Origin of the sequence: Nostoc sp., from assembly GCF_036917975.1 — a bacterium.
Classification (GTDB): domain Bacteria; phylum Cyanobacteriota; class Cyanobacteriia; order Cyanobacteriales; family Nostocaceae; genus Nostoc.
In genome coordinates, this window is sequence record NZ_JBALEJ010000071.1 from 50801 (window position 1) to 72454 (window position 21654).

The following is a 21654-nucleotide window of genomic DNA, read 5'->3' on the forward strand; positions in this document are numbered from 1 at the left end:
AGGATTTTATGCAAGGAGAATTTAGAGGCGATTTTACTCGTGATACCTACGACAAAAGCAAGCACTTCCTTCGAGTATTGATGCAACAAGGTAGAGTGCAATTAGATGCAGACTTCAACGAACAGACATCGATTTTACTAGATCGCCTGCAAACTTTGGCCAAAGATATATTTGGACTACAAGGTGGCCCAGAGCAGAATTGTGGTTTTGAATTTATCGCCACTGAAGAGCAGATTAATAATATTAATAACCTGAAGCATGAAGAAAGACAGAACTTAAAAAAACGGCTCAAATGCCAAACCTATTTAATTAGCAAAGGTAATTATTATGTAGATGGTATACTTTGTGAAAATGAGGAATTTATAGATCCTTATCAAGCCCACCAACTACAACTAAAGGATGGGACATATCTTGCTTATCTTGATGTTTGGGAACGACATATAACCCCGATTGAAGATCGTGACGACTTCAAAATTAATATTCGTGAAGTTGCTTTAGGGGGAGCGGATACAGCAACTCGCTCTAAGTTAGTTTGGCAAGTGAAACTCAAACAATTAACAGAGTATAAAGATATTGAAACAGTTGCCAAGCAAGTTACCAAGAATCATAACTATTTTTGCAGTCTGCTAGGTCGAGAATTAATGAAGCCTGGAAAAGGCGAAATTATTGCTAGAATTACAAAGCCTAGTTCTACAGGAATGAACGATCCATGTGTTATTCCGTTTAATTCTAAATTTCGCGGTACAGAAAACCATCTTTATCGTGCGGAAATTTTTAGAGCTTCCACTGCCAATAAAAATCAACTATCATTTGTCTGGTCACGCGAAAATAGCTCAATAGTTTTTCCTATTGTGATGTCTATTGATAGCAACTCTTCAGCTATTGTGTTGAAACTAGAACATTTAGGAAAAGACAAAAATTCTAGTTTATCAGCAGGTGATTGGGTAGAAATCATCGATGATGATTATGTACTTGAAAATAGCGATCGCCAGCTACTAAGAGTTCAGCAGGTGGATCGCATTGAGAATCAAGTATTTATATCAAGTGACGCTAAAACCAAAACATTGCTTAAAGAAAAGCATCCTCTCTTACGCCGTTGGGACTCTGGAGAAGTCAAGGTAAGTCTATCTGATATGAATGATAAATGGTTTCACCTTGAAGATGGAATTGAAATTCAATTTCAAGCAGATACTCAGAACAGCTTTTATCAAGTAGGTGATTATTGGCTAATCCCCGTGCGGACAGCTACTGGTAACGTGGAATGGCCCCAACGAAAAAACCAAGAAGGGAAATTAGAACCCCAACCTCAATTACCACATGGTATATCTCATTATTATGCACCTCTAGCGATAGTTTTAGGTAATTCTAATAAAGTCATAGTTCATGATTGCCGAAGAAAGATTGGCAGTTCCGAAAGTACTACATTACCTGCAAGTGAAAAAGATGATCTTACCCCACCAATTGATACCCAGCAAAATCCTATACCGTCTATTGTTACTAAAGCAACACCTACACAAACAATTAAAGAATTCAACTGCATAATCAATGCTAGCTGGCATCACGATCAAGTTTTGGAAGCTACCCTTGGAAAAGAAGAGGAAAATTCTAGCAATATACCAGAGGATCAATTATTTAATTTAAAATCTCAGGAATTGAAAGATTTATTTACGAAACTAGGTCTAGTAATTCAGTTTCAAAAGCCAGTACGGATTGATAGCTTACATAAGAGTAGTGTATCTGTTTTAGCTCATACAGACAATGTATTTAGAGGTGAAGTATTTTATATATTGCCTATGAAGGTTGAACCAGTTCAAGTTACAAAAGTTGAAACAAAACCTATCCGTTGGGCAATTGGCACTGATGTGTTAGATAGTAATGTCAATCTAATTACAGAAGTTGAACCTTTCACAAATCAAAATAATGCCTATACTGAAGCTGTTCGATTGATTACACCTGATGATTGGTCACAAAAAGCCGTTTTTAACCAAAGTAATATCTATCAGTTTACTGTACTATTGCATGGTGACTGGATTCTGAATGAAAAACCATTATTTGAAGGAGAAAATTTGAATTTTTCAGGAGATTTAAATAAAGGAATTATTGCTGATGGATTACGTCAGCAGTTTCAATCAAAGGAAATTTTACTTTCTCAAAATCTTATTTTGGTTACAGAAAAAGAAAATTTAAAATGGCGCTTAGTCGATGGGGGTAAAGTTTACATCCTGAAGACAGATAACAATAAATTAACAGTTAGCAAGATTCAGGCATTGGATGCCAATAATATCTGGCCTGGTGTTCCTGAACGGTTTAGCGGAAATGGTTCTGAAGGAGGAGACTGGGTTAGTATTATTCATATTAAAACTTGAAAATAGAACAGTAGATGCAGGCATAGTGTCTAGAAATTATGACAAAAATGGCTGTAAAATAATTAGAAATTACAAATTGTGATTGACCATTTGAGGGTTTTTCAAGCCCTGATTTTTCCGTTAGCTATTTTCATTAACTTAAGGCTATTGAGAATTACCCTGTGGAAAAAGTCACGCTTTTTCGAGGCTTGAGGACTTGCCGTGAAAGTCAGATTGAGATGCTGTGATTTCGCGTTTTCATAATCCGCTCAAAAATAGGACTTTATTAGAAAGAGTGACATTATGGTTAGTAATTCTCCAGAAGTTGGGATTCGCAATTTATACGCTTTGCTTGTGGGGATCGATAATTATCCCCAGCCAATTAAGTCCCTCAAAGGTTGTGTAAATGACATTACAGCAATAGAAACCTATCTTAAAAACCAGATTGCTGGAGAATGGAAACTGAGAGAACCCAGAATCCTCACGAATGAACAGGCTACTCGTCAGGCAATTATTGATGGTTTTCAAAATTATCTTTGTCAAGCTGGTAGCAACGATATCGCTCTATTCTACTATTCAGGACATGGGGGTCAAGAAAAAGCTCCCGAAGAGTTCTGGCATTTAGAACCAGACCGTTTAGATGAAACTTTAGTTTGCTACGATAGCCGTACTGAGGGGAATCACGATTTAGCCGATAAAGAACTCAGGTATTTGCTGGTTCAAGTAGCAAAGAAAAATCCCCGTGTCATTGTGATTCTCGATTCCTGTCACTCAGGTTCGGGAACTCGAAATATCCCTCAAGGAGTACGTCTAGCCCCAGAAGATACGAGAGATCGCCCTTTGTCTAGCTTCATTTTTGCCGAGGACGCAACTTTTAAAAATCTTCTACTAACTTCATCAGAAGTTAATAAGAAAAAGACAGGGTTAGATTTGCCTAAGGGAAGACATATTCTGTTGGCAGCTTGTCGAGATGAGCAATATGCGAAGGAATATCAAGAAGATGATGGTAAAACCAGAGGGGCTTTTTCTTACTTTTTCCTCAAAAGCTTAGAGCAAACTAATGGCAGCTTATCTTACCTGGATTTAGCTAGAAATATAGAAACTTTAGTTAAGGGAAAATTTCAAGATCAAGTGCCTCAACTTGAAGCAACTAACCCAGAAGACTTAAAACAATCGTTTTTAGGAGACGCGATTCCGGAACGTCCTTTTTACTTCACCTTAAGCTACAGCACACGCCCTAACGAGCAGGGTTGGGAAATTGATGGTGGGGTATTACAGGGCATTCCCAAGCCAGTTTCTGCTGATGAAACCACATTATTAGCTATATTCCCAGTGGGAAGCACATCTGAACAGTTAAGGCAAGTCTCAAATGCTTCACAAGCACGAGTGACTCAGGCATTAACCCAAAAAAGCAAGGTCGAAATTACCCAGGATCAAGAGGGTTTAGACAAAAATAAAAGTTATTGGGCAGTCGTCAGCAGTTTGCCTCTAGAACCTTTAAAGGTTTACATTCAAGAGAATTTGGCAGAAGAAACAGGCATAATCTTGGCAAAAAAAGCTTTAGAAGAAGCTAATTCTGGTCAAAAGTCGCTATACGTGAAGCAAGTTAAAAACCTCACAGATGCTGATTTTAACCTGATAGTCAGCAAGGGGCAATACTGGATTACTCAAGATGAACGTCCAGTTGTTGCTCCCATTCCCCAACAACCTGGTTATAGCAAAGATGCTGCTTTAGAAGCAATTCAAGCTTTAGAAGCGATCGCCCGTTGGCGCAATATTCTTAACTTGAAGAGTCCTCAAAGCAGCGAGATTAAGTCCAAAGATGTGGAGATGGAAATTAATATTATCGGTTATGAAGGAAAAGATGGAGAGATTAAACCTAATCGAGACTCGGACAAATCCCTAACTACAGCTTCAGAACTGCGCCTAGAATACAAGTATGAAGATGGGGAGTGGAAAAAGCCCATCATCCAAGTCAAACTGCTCAATCACAGCAACCAGAAATTGTATGCTAATGTTATCGATTTAGCAGAAGATTATTCTGTAGCAGTTCCTTTTTTTGACGAGAGAAGTAGTGTAGTGCTTCCAGCGCAAACAGCAGAGGGAGCAGGAATTGTTGCCGGATTTGATGATATTAGCCTCTCCATCCCAGATGAATTTTTAGAACAAGGCATTACTGAATACAAAGATATTTTTAAGCTGATTGTCAGTAAGACAGACTTTAATGCTAGTTTACTGGAGCAAGAAGGACTAAAGCCTCCAATGAGAGGAACGCGAGGAGCAGAATCCGAAAGTAGTCTCGACCGTTTAATGGATCGAGTTTATAGCCGTAATGCTGTTCGCGCTGGGAGAAAATATGACGATTGGATCGCCAAAGAAGTGGCAGTTACTATTGTCAAGCCACGGGATGCCGAACAGCTTCAACCGGGTAAAGGCGCAAAACTACTCAATGGTTTGGTTGAAGTGCAACCCCATCCTAGTTTACAGGCACAAGTAACCTTGACCACTATTTCCCAAACAACACGAGATATCGGCAATCTAATTGCACCACCCATTCTGTGGGACGAACAAGGTGTTATTGAATCATTTCAATTTACTACCAGTCGCGGTAGCAATTCAGGACTGAGTGCTGTGGAGTTATTTGCTGTCAATGATGTTAACTCAGTCACCAAAAATGCACCTCTAACTTTACTGGTTAACCAAGCCTTAGAGTCAGGGGAATATCTCTTACCTGTAAGCTATGACGGAGAGTTTTTCCTACCTCTCGGTGCTGGAGTCAAGAAAGGAAAGCAAATAGAAATCAAGCTGGAACGCCTACCTCAACCGACTACAAGTAGCCGCAGCTTGGGTGGTTCGATCAAAATTTTCTTTAAAAAGCTCCGCACCTCAAAGCTAGGAAATTCTTATGAGTATCCTATTTTAGCTGCTGCTAAGGTGAGGGAACAAGACAATAAGATAGAGGTTATTTACAACAAAGATTCAAAAGAAGTAAAAAACCTAGTTGCTTCCGCTCAGAAAATTGTCCTCTATATTCACGGTATTATCGGCGATACCGCAAGTATAGTTGGTAGCGTTCAACAGGCAAAATTAGAGGTGAATGGTCAACTACATCCGCTACAGGAACTTTATGACCTAGTTTTAACTTTCGATTACGAAAATCTTAGCACCACCATTGAAGACAATGCGCGATCGCTCAAACAACGGTTGGAAGCTGTAGGTTTAGGAGCAAATCACGGCAAAGAATTGCATATAGTCGCCCACTCAATGGGGGGATTAGTTTCTCGCTGGTTTATCGAACGGGAAGGCGGAAATCAAATCGTTCAACATTTAGTGATGTTGGGAACTCCCAATGCTGGTTCTCCTTGGCCAGCTGTTCAGGATATGGCTTTTGCCCTTTTAGGGTGGGGTCTTAATCAAATTCCTGAGATGGTTTGGCCTGCCAAAGTCGTAGCTGATTTAGCGGCTAAGTCACTAAAGTTTGTGGAAGCGAATGATAATGCTCTCGACCAAATGCAACCTGACTCAGAATTTTTCCAGGCGATCGTTAATAACCCAGACCCCCAGATTCCTTACACCATTATTGCAGGAGACAGGTCGCTGCCAACATTAAAGTCTCCAGATCGCTTGAAGCGATTAATGGCAAAACTCTTTACTCCAGCTATTAATAAGGTGGTTGATGGTTTGGTGTTTGGGGGAGAACCTAACGATATTGCAGTTTACCTAGCCAGCATTAAAAGTGTGAGTGGCGATCGCTCACCTCAGCCAAAAGTTCTACCAAATGTTGCTTGCGATCATCTGACCTATTTCAGTATAGAAGCGGGTTTAAAAGCATTAGCAGATGCTCTCCATCCATAGTTACAATTGCCCTTCTGATTCCTAAAACCGGATAAGAAGGGCATCAACCATCAGGAAAAATGAAAATTACGTAACCTTATCTACCAAACAGGGTGTCTATTGTGGCAAAGATTAACCGAAGTTTAGGGATTGTCATTGGCATTAACGAATACACCCATATTCCAAAACTCAAAAGTGCTGTCAATGATGCGAAGGAACTCGCTGATGTTCTCGAAAAAAGATACAAGTACAAGGTCTTACGTTTGGTAGAAGATGGAGATGCAACTAGCGAAAAACTTAGTAATCTCTTAAAAAATCTTGATAATAGAATTATCCAGATTGGTGATGAGCTAATCAAGGTAGAAGAGAGCGATCGCGTTTTGTTCTACTTTGCTGGTCACGGCTTCCCTGAAGAGACAGAAGATAGTGAAGATCGTAAACCCGCAGGTTATCTGATGTCACAAGACAGTCAGCAAAATGATAAAAGTACCTGGGTGTCGATGCAGTCGTTACATGATGCGCTCACTGGCTTAGACTGCCGTCATCTGTTAATGATCTTGGACTGTTGCTTTGCAGGCAGGATTCTTTGGGCAGGACTAAAGCGGAATGCAGGGCGATCGCGTAAAATGTATCAACAAAGCTATGACCGATTCATCAAATCTTCAGCTCAACAGGTTATTACTTCAGCAGCCTATGACGAGGAGGCGGCTGATTTATCTCGCATTGCAAAAAGAGAGGGTGGAGAAAATGGACACTCTCCCTTCGCTGGCTTACTGCTGAAAGTGCTGAATGCAAAACAGTGGGAAGTTGATAAGGATGCCTCTCTCAAAACGATTATCGAAGATGGGGTGATTACTGCCCAAGAACTCTTTACTTATCTGCAAAATAACCTGGGGCATGATGCAGAAAAACAAACTCCGGGACTGTTTCATCTCAAAAAGCACGACAAGGGCGAATACATCTTTGAGCTACCTGATTTTAAACGGGAAAGACTAGAAGAATTTAAGCTCGATGATAGTACGAATCCTTACAAAGGTTTAGCATCATTTGAAACCAAGGATAGTGAGTTATTCTTAGGTAGGAAAAGGCTTATTGAAGGTTCAAAAGATCCAAAAGATCCAAAATATCTAGAAAAAGGTCTCCTTTCAGAAGTGAGCAACCATCGATTTACAGTGGTATTAGGTAATTCCGGTTCGGGTAAATCTAGCTTGGTAAAAGCTGGCTTGATTCCTGTTCTAAAACCAAAGGAGTGGTATGTTCTCAATCCGATACGACCTGGAGAATTTCCTATTACTGCTCTAGCAAGAGCGATTCTGCCAATTAAAAATGTTGATTTGGTCGATCAACTGGCTCAAGTTAATTTCCTTGATGATATTCTCAAGTCAAAGACCAAACAAGAATTAAAATCGAGATTAAATGACGAAAACAAAGAAAAATTTAATATTCTTGTAAAAGCTTGGGAAAGCTCAATCCCAGAAGCCAAGCTGTTGCTAGTTTTGGATTATTTTGAGCATCTAGAAAAATTGTGCAGTACTAATTCAGAGAAACAACAGTTAGAAAATCTCAAACAGAATATTTTAAAGACTCTTAAGCTGTTAATTGATGAACTAAAACCAGATTCCCAAGCTTGTCAATCTTTAACTGCAATTGTCAAACAATGGAGTGCAAAAGATAAAAATATTAAGCTGCTATTAATGTTCGATCAATCTGAAGAATTAATCACTTTATGTAGGAATGATAAAGAGCGAGAATGGTTTTTGCAGTTGTTAGCAGAAGCTTTAGCCTCACAAGAAATATCGGATACGTTATGCATTGTGCTGACCTTACGCACTGATTACGAACCTCAAATCAGAGACTTAAACAAGAATAAGGGTGAGAAAGCAGATTGGCAAGAAGCCTGGCAAAAGGTTTGGCAAGATGGGAGGTTTATTGTGACTCCGATGAACAGGGAAGAGTTACAACAAGTAATTGAAGAACCTGCCAAACAAAGGACATTAGATTTTGAGTCTCCTAAGTTAGTCAACAGTTTGATTGAGGAAGTTAATCAAAATTCAGGGGCTTTACCCCTACTTTCTTTTACTTTGAGTGAGCTTTATTTAAAGTATCTCAAAGCAGAGGAAAATCGAGAGAGGAATGACCGAATTATTACTGAAGCAGATTATCAAGAAATAGGTGGGGTGACACGCGCTCTAACCCAAACTGCTGACAAGACGTATAACAAGTTAGTAGAAGAAGAAGTTGACGAGCAAAATAAAAAAGCTTGTGAGTTAACTATTCGTGATGTAATGCTGCGAATGGTGGCTATTAGTAGTGGTGAACCAGCTCGCAGAAGAATACCAACATCTGAATTAATTTATCCAGGACAAAAAAATGAACGAGCGAACAAAGTAATTGATCGCTTTGTAGAAGCGCGGTTGCTTGTTAAGGGATTGGATACACAAAATCAGCCCTATGTAGAACCTGCTCATGATGCTTTGGTGCGGGGGTGGCAAAAGCTCCGGGAGTGGGAGCAAAAAGAGCGAGAAAATTTACTTCTGCAACGGCGGCTAACTCCTGCGACTCAGGATTGGGAAAGGGTTAAAAATAAGGACAAAGAACAGCCAAAAGGGATTCTAGATAGGGCCGCTCCTATTTTCGATTGGTTAGATCGAAAATTCTTGATTGTCGAAAACTCCGTGACTAAAATTCCTATATCGTTGGAGCCACTGTTTCAATTCGCTCTGAATCAGCTAGGGCTATCGAGACAGACAGCAGTACAGTTTCTATGGAATGCGAATCCTTATCTCGAAGTATTGGATAAAGAACTCAATACCGATGACAACTGGTTTAACCAAGTTGAAGCTGAGTTTGTACAGCAAAGTGTTTTGAAAAAACGTTGGAATATTAGTTGGTGGTGGCGTATTACTGGCTTATTTATACTGATCTTATTCGGATTGTTAATGTGGGCATTGTGGAATCTGGGATTATCCAAGATTAATGAAGCCAAAACTTTGAGAGAATCCGCAGAAATAAACTTACAAAAGAACCAATCTTTTGATGGGAGGGATGATAGTTTAAAGGCAGGCAAGATCCTGAATAACATAGGTGTGCAGTTATTACTGCCGTTAACATTTAACAGTAGCCTCAAAGAACAAGTAAGAGGAACTTTGCTAAGGGCAGTTTATACCGTGAGAGAACTTGACCGCCAAGAAGCGGATCAAGGCATGGGTACGGTCAGAACCACTTTTAGCCCAGATGGTAAGCTACTAGCTAGTGCCGGAGAAAATTGCAACGTCCCTGTCCGTGTTTGGGATTTTCAGAGCCAGACTTTAAGCAAATCGAATTTAATTAAGTTTAAGGATAAGCCTGATAAGTCTGATAATTTTTATAATAAGAATAATTGCGAGCCAGTCAAAATCACCCGTTTTAGCCAAAACAGTCAACAACTAGCTGTTGCTGGAGCAAAAGGCACTGTCGGTGTATGGGATTTGCGGCGTGAGGACAAGGAATTGATAAAGTTGAAAATATGGGCTACAAGGCAAGGCCAAGTCAAAAGCATTAGTTTTAGCCCAGATGGCAAGCTACTGGCTACTGCTGGAGCAGAAGGCACTGTGCATATATGGAACTTGGACAATTTTTCTGAGATATCTGAAAGTAAAAGTCTTTGCGTTTTCAACTCTTGTGAGAAGAAGCAAGTCTGGAGTGTAGCATTCAGCCCCGATGGTAAAAGACTGGCTAGTACTGGAGATAATGGCGCTATCCGTTTATGGGATCGAAAGGGGAACGAATGGAAGGAAAACATCATATTCAATATCATTAAAGAAGAAGGAAAAGATCAGATCACGAGCGTCAGTTTTAGCCCAGATGGACAGAAACTAGCTACTGCCGGAACAGATGGCATTATCCTTATATGGGATTTAAAAAATGCGAAGCTGGTTAAGAAGCAAGTCGAAAAGAAAATTCCAACAAATCAAAACACTGTCTGGGAGGTAGCATTTAGTCCGGATGGAAAGAAACTCGCTAGTGCTGGCCAGGATGGAACTGTTCGTTTGTGGGATTTAAATAAGTCGGAGTCGGATAAGTCGGAGTTGGATAAGTTTGAAGGGCATCATGGACCAGTCAGAAGCGTCAGTTTTAATAATCGTAACCATCAAGAACTGGCTAGTGCTGGAGATGATGGTAGTGTCCGCTTGTGGAATTTGCAGGGTAATGAGTCGAAGAAAGTAGCAGTCTCGATGGATGCTTTAACAGACAAGCCGAAGGTGGTGGAGATTCACGATGGCAAACAAACTGCTGAAGGAAATAAAGACGACACTGGCACTGTCAAATGGACAATTGAGAAAACCGTGCAACAAATGCGAAGTAGTCATGTAGGTAAGGTCACAAGCTTGGTGTTCATCCCCGATAGCAATCAACTTGCTAGTGGCGGAATGGATGGGACTATTCGCTTGTGGAATAAGGAAGGCGAACAGAAAAACCTATTACCGATATATGCGCCCGTAAATGACTTGGCATATAGCGCGGATAAAAAGTTGCTTGCCAGTGCTGGAAATGATGGTATGGTGCAGTTGTGGAATTTGCAGGATTTAAAGAATGGTGAGCCTTTTGCAGCCTGGAAAGCGTATCATAGTCTAGTCACGAAAGTCAGTTTTAGCTCAGATGGTAAGGATTTGATTACCGCAGGAAAAGATAGCACTGATAGCACTGATAGCACTACTGGGCTGTGTAAATTATGGCCGATTGAATCATTTGATAACCTGATGAAACAGGCTGACAAAAAGGTAAATCCCGTAAATGGCGATCTAGAGAAAAGCCATCTCTGTGAAGGCATTGGAACTCCAGTGCCAACCCCCACAAGTCCTGAACCATCTCCAGTAAAGTCGCTCGATCCGAAAGCTGCGAAAGAGATTTCGGAATTGAAAGGACATCAGGGTTCGGTGAGGAGTGTTGCGTTTAGCCCCAATAGTCAAACCTTGGCAACCAGTGGAGATGATGGGACTATCCGCTTATGGAATACTAAAGGTCAGCAGATATTTAAATTCCAGGGGAATCAAACTGCGATCGGGAGTATTAACTTTAGCCCCAATGGTCAAAAATTGGTCAGTGATGCAGGTGGCAAAATCCGCTTGTGGGACTTACAGGGAAAATTGTTGAGAGAATTCGTCGCCAGTCAAAAACCGATCGGGAGTGTCAAATTTAATCCCAATAATGGACAGCAACTAGCAAGCACTGGAGATGACGGCATTATTCATTTATGGAACTTGCAGGGTCAATCTTTGGCAAAATGGCAAGCCGATCCAAAACGAGTCTGGGACTTAGCATTTAACCCCGATGGTCAGCAAATAGCTAGTGCTGAAGCTGGCGGGAGTGTTAGCTTGTGGAACTTGAAAGGGCAGCTTATGAAAAAACTTACAGGACATATATCTCCTGTGCTTAGTGTTGCCTTTAGTCCAGATGGCAAGCAACTCGTCAGTGGTTGTAACGTAGGCATGATTCGTTCGTGGAGTTTACCGAACTACCAGATGACAAATATGTTCCATGTGGTCAATCAAGCGGAATTGAATTCCGTCGCCTACAGTCACGATGGGAAGCTGGTTATCAGTGGAGATAATGAAGGCAATATTAAATTGTGGAAATTGAATACTCAGCAGCAGTCTCCAACTTGGACAACCCATCAAAATTCAATCATTAGAAAAGTCGCTTTTAGTCCCGATGGCAAGATGTTTGCAACCGCAGCAGACGATGGCATAGTTAAATTGTGGCAACTTGAATGATTCAATTAATGGCTAAATTTGGGACTGACACTTTGCATAAATGATTTGATTAGCTCTGATATCTGTACAGAAGCTTCTCTTCAATTTCTTGAGATCGCTATTTGACGACTTCAAAAGTTAAACCAGATTCGAGATAATTGAGACAAGGAAAATATTATGTCTGCAAACAAGCCAAATTTATATCCTTTACAAGGACAGCACAAACCTCCCGGCAATTTGAGGGTGATGAGATCCGAACTGTAGAATTGAACTCAATTTTTTAGCCTAATCTTGATTTGTCTGTGCCTGTAGTGTAAAACAAAAATGGAAACTTTTAAAAAATTCTCTGATCCTATAGTCAGCTCTTCTGTTTTGCAACCTTTAATACTGGGTGAGCCAGAACTGCGTGGTCAAGTTATAGACTGCCAGAAGAAACTTACACGCTATCTAAAAGACCAAGTGAAAACAGACGGATCTGTTAGAGATGTTTGCAAGACCCGTGTGCTTGAATCCTCATTGATGCTCCACTTGCTTACTATCCAAGAAATATATCCAAATTGTCAATATCAACTCACTCACTACTTAACTACTCAACTTGATAAAGAGCATAATAACAAGTTCCACAAGGCTCTAATTATTGGAGCATTGCGTAAAAGTACACCTGAAGATGCACAAGTTGTTGAAGATTATATGACAGGCTTTCAGCATTTTACAGCAAGCCGTAAGCGCGTGCTGTTTCGTGCAATCCTAGCAGAACTAGGAGTAATGCCGTATGACAGCCAGTATCAGATAGAACACTTCTTTTATCGAGGTTATCAAAGTTGGGTTGCAGCTGAAATATGCGCTCTCAAAGTTCTATACGCTTTTGGTTTAAACTACCGAAAGTGGATAAACCATGATGACGTAGAATTTCTACTGGCAACGCAGAACAATAACTCGATTTGGGAAAAACACGTTTTAGCCAATATTATCATCTTATTGGCACTTCAGAAGTTTCCAGAACACCACCATGTAGTTTTAAAGGGAATTAACAATTTGCTAAGTTGTCAAAACTCAGATGGCGGTTTCCCTTTTATTGCTAGTTTTGAGATTTTCTGTACAGCAACTGCTGGAGTAGCGTTAACAGATAGTGGAGCTGACATTGAGACTCTATTACAAATGGCTGAGTACATAGTGAGACAACAGCAATCAGATGGGGGATGGTCATATGCAGAGGGTACAGGTCAAACTGACGTAGATGATACTTCTTTCTGTGTAGAGTTTTTACAGGCACTTGAGGTTGACAAATACAAAGAATACATTTCAAAAGGGGAGGCGTACCTTCTCGCTATTCAGAATGAAGATGGTGGATTTCCTACCTTTGTGCGTGGTAATTCCTCTGAAATTACCATGACAGCAGCAGCTCTTAACGCATTGGCTCCTCGCTGTACTGAGTATACAAACGTCTTCGAGTTAGGACTGCGCTACATCACTGGCCAACAAAAGTTCGACGGTTCTTTTGAAAGGAGCTGGAGTCTGAGCGAAGCACAGGCGATTTTCCGTTCAGTCTTAGCAATGCGTACCTGTAAAGTTGTTCGATCAGCGCAGCTTTTAGAAAGTATTTATACAGCAGAAGCGAAAGCATTAGACTACCTGCGTAAATCTCAAAACAGCGATGGCGGTTGGGGTCATCAATTAGGTGACGCGAGCGATGTTATAAGTACCTCATATACCCTAATTGCCCTAAGCAGCCTTGGTGATGCCGAAACATTAAGGCGAGGTACACATTACCTGATGCTACAGCAGGATGAAGAAGGGAAATTCGTCTCCATACCAGATCAAGTAGCTCCCCGACCTATACCTTATGATGTGCCTATTCTCACTAGCATCTTCGCGCTACTCGCTCTTAAGTACACTGCTGCCGTTATCAGGGAATAATATGCAAAGGAACGATATGAAAGTTGCTGCCTTAGATATTGACGGAACTCTCTATCCTGGTGCTTTAGGGCTTCAGTTACTACAAGCATTAACAGCAAATGGTATTAGTGATAAATCAAAGATCGAGGATATTTTTAAAGTAGTTGAAAAATATCACCTTAATGAAATTGACTTCCAGATCATGGCAACTACCGCTTATAATCTCTTTGCAGAGGCGATTGCAGGGATATCACAAACTGTAATGCAGCGTATTGCTAGGCAAGTATGGCAGCAAGAACGAAGCAAACTATTCCCTTTCGTTCCGAAACTTATCGACATTCTCAACAGCCAGGGATATTCCCTTGTATTAATTTCAGGTAGCCCGGATGAAATCGTGTGTTGCCTAGCTGAGGAGTTTGGGATTTCAAAGTACCAAGGCTCAATTTTCGCCACTCACCAAGGTAAGTACACTGGAAAAGTAAATCTCTTGTCAGGATCTCTCGGCAAGAAGTATTCTATTTTTCTACAGATGGTTAAGGATTGGAGTGTAAATCTGGAGGAATCCCTCGCCATAGGTGATTCAATAACTGATACGGCGCTCCTTGAGATCGTTGGAAAACCTGTAGTGTTTGAACCTCATCCATCATTAATGTTGATTGCACAAGAGAAAGATTGGCTTGTTACCAACCGGAATAATATTGTCAAACATATCATGGAGTTAGGAAACTGACGAATCTCAGAATCGATTGCTTGTTTTATCTCTATTGTCTCGCCAGTACGGCGTGATCTGTCACCTGAGTTCGACATAACATAAACGCTTAAAAATGAGTCTTAGTCAATGTTCTATCAATTAGTGATTATTAATGACAATAAATAGTCAAAATAAACTAATCCAAAAACTGCTATTTTGGAAAATTTAAGTTAAATAATTTAGTTCAATAAAAAGAGTAATTAAACTAACAAAGCAGGTAAATTTTCGGCTTCATTTTTATCTAGCTTTAAAGAGGGTTTTTTCTCTTGAAAAGTATAAGCAATTAAACCTGCAAGTAGATTAACCATCAATACTTTTCGGTTAAGGACAAAAACAGGTAAATTGAGTCTTGTACTGAAAAACACACGCATCTAAATGCAACTCAAAGAATTTTCGTTGGTCTCACTCTTAATTGAATCAGGGGAAGTGCTAAAAGCCATAGAAACAGCGATACCACCAGAAACAATTGAGCAAGTGTTAGGACAGACAGAGAGTAGGGAAACACGAAAGCGTAAATTGCCATCACACCTAGTAGTTTGTTTGGTAATTGCGATGAACTTGTGGTCATCGGATTCAATGCGAACTGTGTTGAAAAATCTGGTCAAAGGGCTAAGAACTCAGTGGCTAAAATTGGGGCAGTATTGGCGTGTACCAAGCCCATCATCAATTACTTCAAGCTTGGCAGAGATTAGGATGTCGGGCCATGAGTCAGTTATTTAAGCTCTCAGTACGTCCATTAGCAACAGCACAAACTCCGGGGGCATTTCTATTTGGGCTACGAGTGATGGCAGTCGATGGAACGGTATTAGATGTACCCGATACTCCAGCTAATGCTCAAGTTTTTGGATATCCGGGAAGCCCAAAAGGAACCAGAGCGGCATTTCCCAAAATCCGATTAGTGTTATTAATTGAAGCAGGAACTCACTTAATTGTAGATGCCTTGATGTGCCCCTATCGCATTGGAGAACGAGTGCGGGTAAAAAAATTGCTGCGCTCAGTAACATCAGGGATGTTATTGATGTGGGACAGAGGATTACACTCATACAAAATGGTGCAAGCAACTCAAACGCAAGGATGCCATTTTCTAGGGCGAGTCCCTGCCAATGTTAAGTTTGTGGCAGAACAAGTTTTAGACGACGGTTCATATCTTTCCTGGATTTATCCTGATGGTAAGTCCAAGAAAAAAGGTTGTAGCAAAATTCTATTACGTGTAATTGAGTATACTATTGACTCAGAAGCAGAACAAAAAACTTACCGCCTGATTACTAGTCTACTAGATCCTCAACTTTATCCTGCTGCGATACTAGCTCGTGAATACTATCAACGGTGGGAAGTAGAAAATACAATTGATGAACTCAAAACGCATCTTAATGGTCGTAAAACACCTATCCGTTCACTTAATCCCTGCGAAGTTGTTCAGGAAGTTTATGGTTGGCTCTTAGGACATTGGGCTGTGCGGTCTTTGATGTTCCAAGCCTCCCAGCAAGCTGGCATCTCTCCCTTACGTTTAGGTTTTACTGGCACTCTCAAGGTTATTCGTGCAGCAATACCTGAGTTTCAGAATACCCCAACCGAACAAATCCCTTTTTTTGGTCCTGGTTGATCATGGAGATTTTGGATGAGAAGATTCCGCCTCGGCATCCGAGAAGCAATCCTCGACTAGTCAAAAAAACTCGTTCCAAATTTCCATCTAAGAAGCCTGTTCATCGTGGTACTGGTACTCAACGCCAGCCACTCAATTTTTCCATTATTAATACTGCTTAATTCTTAACCGAAAAGTATTGTCTATTTAAATAACAGAATTTTCTCTGATTTTTTTTCAAAATGAGAATTGCTGGTAGTTAATCTATTTTTGTACGGAGAAATCAGATTAGCGATCGCACTCTGTTTGGGTTCATCTAACAAAATCGCATTGCTCCCAGGATAAAGTGGCAGTTTTTGCCACTTTATCCTTCAAGTAACAGGCAACTATTTCAGCTTTACAAGCGTGCCATTTGGTCATGGTGCGGGTATTGCAACAGTTGCCGACCTGATCAACTCTACCAGAGGACGCAATTCATAAAGCTGGTCATTTTGGCGGGGGTTAGGAATCTCAACCCTGCAACAAAGTTGATTCATTTTCAGATGAATATGAGATTCTAGGTCCCCCTGCTTTCCTTAGCGACTGGATATTCACTTGGAAGTCCCTTATACCCCGGTTGTTAATTAGCGATGAAGCACCCACTCTTGGTGTCTATCGTTATTATTGCATTCATCAATAAAAACGGGCTGTCGATCACCAGGTTTAGAAATGGTCAGGCATTTACCTGACTGCAATTCACGGATTTGTCCGAGTGAAGTGACGGTAAATTGTTGGTTTACACCATAATGGCAACGCCAAAGTTGTACAGGAGTGTTGTCCCTGACAGAACGGCCACGAATATCAAGGCACAAACCAAAAATACCAACGACTGCACTGGAATTGTCTGCACCATCTGTAAAAGTCCATCGCTGGTTTACACGTCCATGACATTTGTAGATGTAAACTTCCCGACCTTCATGATGTTGATCTTCGCTGGCATCAAGACAGTACTCACTATTGAACTTAGATTTAACAGTGAAGTTAACGCCGTGTTCAAAAGCAATACTGGGATAACTTGCCATTACTGTACCGAAAAACACCACTCCTAGTGCAATGCTGCTTGAAGATAGTTTTTTTAACACGGAAACTCCTCTATCCATAGACTGATTTACTGATTTAGACTTCCTGGTTTCAGAAAAGGTTTAATTGGATTTATGTCAATGTGGTGTAGTTAATATGTCAATCTTCTGCCTCCTAGCTTCTGCTTTTTTTGCTCACAACTATTAGCTGTGTGGGCAGAAGATGTCCTAGATTGGCTCCTACCAGCTAGAGTAGGCGCGATCGCGCCTACTCTGGTGACGGGTCTATTGTATGTCGTTAGACCTATGTAGTACGCTGTTAACCGTTGCTGTGAGGCTGTTTTAGTTGGATGTCGTGAAACGCACATTTGACGACATTTTACCCACAAATAATAAACTGAAGTTAATAGGACTTACGCATTGACAGAAAACATCATCTATGAGTTCTAGATAATGACACCATGACCAAGATTTGTAAAAATATGCTCACGGATAACAGAAGTAAACAGATTTCTCTGTACTTCATACCAATTACTAATTATCTTTTCAGACCGCATAAACTCCAATCTCGCAAATGCTTGAAGTGAACAGAGAAACTTATCAGGTGATAAAGGAAAAATCCTGGTAGTAGATGACGAAGCCAGCATCCGCCAAATTTTACAGACGCGTCTAGAAATGATTGGCTACAGTGTAGTGACAGCTAGTGATGGTGAAGAAGCTTTGTCAGCTTTTCGCCTGTTGACCCCTTAAAGTAGTGATCGCTTGGCTCATGCAGCAGCTTTATCGAGTTGCTGAAACTCGTCGTCTGACAGTTCAAGCTGCGCGGCAGCAATGTTCTCTTCGAGGTGAGCAACTTGACTTGTTCCCGGAATTGGCAGCATATTAGGACTTCGCTTCAGTACCCAAGCCAGTGCCACTTGTCCCGGCGATGCACTGTGTGCATTAGCTATCATGTCTACCGGTCCACCTGACTGGGCGAGGTCGCCTGCGGCTAACGGATACCAGGGGATAAAGCCGATACCCTCATGGGTGCAGTAGTCAAGTACCGCCTCATCAGCCCGGTCTACAAGGTTGTAGCGGTTCTGCACCGTGGTCACGGGGAATATCTTCCGTGCAGCCTCGATCTGCTCCACTGAGACTTGACTCAGCCCAGCCCGCGCAATCAGCCCCTCTTTGAGAAAATCGGCGATGACACCAAATTGCTCGTCTTCAGGCACTTTAGGATCGATGCGGTGCAGTTGCCATAGGTCTAGCTGCTCCACTTTCAGGCGGCGCAGGCTCATGAGTACACACTGGCGTAGATATTCGGGACGACCTACGGGTGGCCACTCATTCGGACCTGTACGGGTCAGCCCACCCTTGGTGGCGATAAATATGCCGTCATAGGGATATAGTGCCTGGGCGATCAGTTCCTCAGCGACGTAAGGTCCATAGCTATCCGCAGTGTCAATGAAATTGACTCCGAGATCGGGCAAGCGTTTCAATACTTGTAGCGCCTCCTCCCGGTTTTTGGGTTCACCCCACACCCCTTTGCCCGTAAGCTGCATGGAACCAAAGCCCAGCCGTGTTACTGAACGATCCAAGAGAGTAAATTGTCCAGAAGCACTAGCATTAAGTGAAGACATAGTGTAAATCGGTTGCTGTAAATTGGTTGAAAGTATCCGAACTTGATAAGGGATCGATTGTAGTTATAGCTTGGGTTCAATTAATCGGTGGGTGCTTTAGACTGCCACAGTCACCAAGGCAACTTTCTCTTTAGGTGGTTTACCAATTGCAAGCTTTTTTGCTGTTGTACAGTGACAAATTAAAGAGGAAAACTTCGCTAGCTGCTAAACCTGCGCCTAAACCCGAAGCCGCTTTGAGAAAATTTCGTCTTTTGATATCCATGTATTTTATCCTTACTGGGGAAGGGTTAACGTCTGATTCATAATGTTCAAAACTCCTAACTGCTTAATACTTACTTGCAATGGCTGACTCCAAACGGTCTGAGCCGATTACAAGCGATCGACTTTTACTATCCTACGGAAGCAGTTGTGCAAGCGCGTCTTCCTAGTGAAAGATAACAACTGTATATTTTATAGTCATGAATAGAACATTTATCTACCTCCAAAGCTGAGAGTTTATTCCTTCAATGGCTTTTAAACCGCGTCCATTTTGAAAAGAGGAGTATGTCACGGAGAGTGTATTATTTGGTCGTGGCTAGAGTTGTGAACTTTACCCGGATTCCAAAAAACTATGGTTTTTAAGACAAATGTAGCAGGTAAAAAATGACTGATTCATGTCGCATTGGGAGCAACGCCCTTGGTTGGTACCCAAGCAGGTTTTCAAATGTGCGATCGCTGCTCTGGATTTGAGCATGGTAGTATTTGGGGGTGTTTATCATGGCGTAAAACAAGGCAATAGAAGTTTTTCCATGATCTTATTGCGAGTGTAGACATAAATCGTATTTCTTTGAGAATACCGTCTCTGATATGGAAAAATTGAGCAAAACCAAATATTCAACACAATCAGGTACGACAGCAGTGTTAATCCATTGAAAACCTAAAAGCTACTGGGAGCAATGCGATTTTGTGAGGTCGGCCGAAAAATGTGCGAGTGCGATCGCTAAATCCTTTTCTCAGTAATTAAAACATGTTTATACTAAGTAACCAGTATTTACACTTGAATAAAGAGGATCTGAGTCACAACGAGTTTTAAGTTTCTTTTTCTGACAATAAAAAAAGGTAAGATTCTCAAATAGCAATAGTTTTGAGATAGGGATTATCTACCTTAATGGAAAAAAATATATATGCAACGTTAGATTTAAGTAAATCATTATCAGATTTTTCTTCGGAAGTTATAAAAGCTTTAGAATTGACGAATATCAATGAATGGGATGGGCAGATTCTTAAAAGTAGCTTTTTGGTCAGAAGCAAATCGCAGCCGGAGTGAATTGTTCCAAATTATTCAAGGAGAATTATAGTTGAAGTCCCTTGTCCCAAGTGATGGCATAACTATCAGCCCCTTAAAGCAGGTGATCGCACCAATCAAGAGAGGAAACCCCAGGCGTAGCCCGTCACAGGCGATCGCACCCATTATTAAGGGAAAACTAACAGTAGGAGCGTAGCTTGCCGCCAACTCTTGGAGACGTTCTGCACGATCGCTTGAGTGATGCCAAATTGCCATGACCGATGAAAGGCATTCAGTCAACAGCAAAATTACGCATTGCCTTCAAGGTTATTAAAAAAATATAGTAATCATTTAATACATAAAATATTCATGAAAATCAGTTAATACATAGTGCCACCTCTGATTTTTACCAATAAGATAGTCATCATCAACTATCAAATCATTTTAAAAATCAAACATGGAAAAGAAACCTTCCTGGGAATTTTTATCAGTCCCATTTATGCTAATTTTATCATTGGGACTTTCCCAAAAAGCAAATGCAACCGGGCTGGGGGTAGCTTCTGATTACAATGTATTCACTTTAGGAAACTTTAGCGAGCAATATACAGATGTTGAAGGAAAGCTAGCTGCTGGCGGGAATATCACTTTTGTTGGCAATAGTATCGGCAGTAAACTTGCTGCTAACAGCGGTAATGTTGTAGTTGCCGGAAACAACTTAACTCTGAGTAATGGGCAAGTAAATAATGGCAATATCGTTTATGGAGGTAGTGCCAACGTTAGTAGCAACGAAGGATTGCCAAATGGGACAGTGACTAAGAGTAATCCTATTGACTTTTCCGCAGCCGGACAAGAATTGAAATCATTGTCACAAAATTTAGCAAGTTTATCTGCTAATGGCACTACAAATGTTCAGTATGGAGGTATTAGTCTCACAGGTACTAATAGTCAGTTAGATATTTTTAACCTTGATGCATCGACTTTATCTAGTGCAAATAATTTTACAATCAATAGCGTCACGGGTTCAACGGTTGTTGTGAACGTTAGTGGTACCAGTGTGTCACTACAAAACTTTGGATTCAATATAGAAGGCACAGATAAACAGCATATTCTGTTCAACTTTTATCAAGCTACAAGCATAACTGACAGTAATGTAGGCGTTGAGGGTAGTATTCTTGCTCCTCTAGCTAATTTCGCATTCAACGGCGGCAATGTTGAGGGCAATGTAATAGTAAATTCCCTTACAGGAGTTGGAGAGTCTCACAATTACTTATTTCAAGGCAATCTGCCATCTCCATCTCCGAAAACGGTTCCTGAATCTCAAAATCTGTTAGGTCTAGGATTAATAGCTGGCATCTTGGGATTATCTCATCGTAAAACCAAATCGGACAATCTTCTTCGCGTCCTGTAGATGCTGGTTTGTTATTGTTCGCTGTTAGACAGATGTACCTCTACGTATTATATCGTAGTCTTTCTGCTGTTGAATTTACCAGCCGTTTGGAGACAGCAAGAAGAGCAAAGTAGTTTAATTAGCCATCGCTCCTCCCAGGAATGAGGGGAGTGACCGAAA

13 protein-coding genes and 3 pseudogenes are annotated in these 21654 nt (G+C 40.9%); 10 read left to right on the top strand and 6 right to left on the bottom strand.

Annotated features, from left to right (window positions below; translation table 11 throughout):
• Positions 1 to 8: 8 nt before the first annotated feature.
• The 5 genes from V7K76_RS25725 to V7K76_RS25745 all read left to right on the top strand — a co-directional run bounded on the left by V7K76_RS25725 (position 9) and on the right by V7K76_RS25745 (position 14537).
• On the top strand, positions 9 to 2366 hold the full coding sequence (locus V7K76_RS25725) for a DUF6519 domain-containing protein (protein ID WP_335030192.1): 2358 nt from the start codon (positions 9 to 11) through the stop codon (positions 2364 to 2366).
• A 282-nt stretch (positions 2367 to 2648) separates the two neighbouring features.
• Entirely contained in the window at positions 2649 to 6200 is a 3552-nt protein-coding gene (locus V7K76_RS25730; protein ID WP_334953894.1) for a caspase family protein, read from the top strand.
• A 101-nt stretch (positions 6201 to 6301) separates the two neighbouring features.
• Complete coding sequence (locus V7K76_RS25735; RefSeq protein ID WP_335030193.1) at positions 6302 to 11932, top strand: nSTAND1 domain-containing NTPase; 5631 nt, start codon at positions 6302 to 6304, stop codon at positions 11930 to 11932.
• A 303-nt stretch (positions 11933 to 12235) separates the two neighbouring features.
• Entirely contained in the window at positions 12236 to 13828 is a 1593-nt protein-coding gene (locus V7K76_RS25740; protein ID WP_335030194.1) for a prenyltransferase/squalene oxidase repeat-containing protein, read from the top strand.
• Between the two features lie 16 nt (positions 13829 to 13844).
• A complete protein-coding gene (locus tag V7K76_RS25745; protein ID WP_334953897.1) occupies positions 13845 to 14537 on the top strand; it encodes an HAD family hydrolase in 693 nt (230 codons plus the stop codon).
• Positions 14538 to 14758: 221 nt separating this feature from the next.
• Here the strand turns inward: V7K76_RS25745 and V7K76_RS34665 are convergent.
• Positions 14759 to 14875 (bottom strand): annotated as a pseudogene (locus V7K76_RS34665) (IS982 family transposase); the annotation flags it as partial.
• A gap of 148 nt (positions 14876 to 15023) precedes the next feature.
• On the opposite strand from V7K76_RS34665, the pseudogene V7K76_RS25750 reads away from it, so the two are divergent.
• Together V7K76_RS25750 and V7K76_RS25755 are read left to right on the top strand one after the other, a co-directional pair.
• Positions 15024 to 16161, top strand: a pseudogene (locus tag V7K76_RS25750) (IS4 family transposase).
• Positions 16162 to 16163: 2 nt separating this feature from the next.
• The gene (locus tag V7K76_RS25755) at positions 16164 to 16322 is read left to right on the top strand and encodes a hypothetical protein (protein WP_334953898.1); all 159 of its coding nucleotides are present in this window, start codon (positions 16164 to 16166) and stop codon (positions 16320 to 16322) included.
• Positions 16323 to 16763: 441 nt separating this feature from the next.
• Here V7K76_RS25755 and V7K76_RS25760 read toward each other — a convergent pair whose 3' ends face one another.
• Positions 16764 to 17219, bottom strand: coding sequence for an RICIN domain-containing protein (locus tag V7K76_RS25760; RefSeq protein ID WP_334953035.1), 456 nt, complete (start codon positions 17217 to 17219; stop codon positions 16764 to 16766).
• Positions 17220 to 17350: 131 nt separating this feature from the next.
• Positions 17351 to 17566 carry a hypothetical protein gene (locus tag V7K76_RS25765; protein ID WP_334953034.1) on the bottom strand — a complete coding sequence of 72 codons (216 nt, stop codon included), beginning with the start codon at positions 17564 to 17566 and terminating at the stop codon, positions 17351 to 17353.
• A gap of 250 nt (positions 17567 to 17816) precedes the next feature.
• Here V7K76_RS25765 and V7K76_RS25775 point away from each other — a divergent pair.
• Positions 17817 to 17945, top strand: a pseudogene (locus tag V7K76_RS25775) (DNA-binding response regulator); the annotation flags it as partial.
• 20 nt (positions 17946 to 17965) lie between these two features.
• Here the strand turns inward: V7K76_RS25775 and V7K76_RS25780 are convergent.
• Together V7K76_RS25780 and V7K76_RS25785 are read right to left on the bottom strand one after the other, a co-directional pair.
• A complete protein-coding gene (locus V7K76_RS25780; RefSeq protein ID WP_334953032.1) occupies positions 17966 to 18823 on the bottom strand; it encodes an aldo/keto reductase in 858 nt (285 codons plus the stop codon).
• A gap of 139 nt (positions 18824 to 18962) precedes the next feature.
• Positions 18963 to 19085 carry a twin-arginine translocation signal domain-containing protein gene (locus tag V7K76_RS25785; protein ID WP_334953030.1) on the bottom strand — a complete coding sequence of 41 codons (123 nt, stop codon included), beginning with the start codon at positions 19083 to 19085 and terminating at the stop codon, positions 18963 to 18965.
• Between the two features lie 391 nt (positions 19086 to 19476).
• On the opposite strand from V7K76_RS25785, the gene V7K76_RS25790 reads away from it, so the two are divergent.
• Complete coding sequence (locus V7K76_RS25790) at positions 19477 to 19632, top strand: hypothetical protein (protein WP_334953028.1); 156 nt, start codon at positions 19477 to 19479, stop codon at positions 19630 to 19632.
• Between the two features lie 512 nt (positions 19633 to 20144).
• Here the strand turns inward: V7K76_RS25790 and V7K76_RS25795 are convergent.
• Positions 20145 to 20363, bottom strand: coding sequence for a hypothetical protein (locus V7K76_RS25795; protein ID WP_335030195.1), 219 nt, complete (start codon positions 20361 to 20363; stop codon positions 20145 to 20147).
• Positions 20364 to 20544: 181 nt separating this feature from the next.
• On the opposite strand from V7K76_RS25795, the gene V7K76_RS25800 reads away from it, so the two are divergent.
• Entirely contained in the window at positions 20545 to 21495 is a 951-nt protein-coding gene (locus V7K76_RS25800) for a choice-of-anchor A family protein (protein WP_335030196.1), read from the top strand.
• Positions 21496 to 21654: the final 159 nt, after the last annotated feature.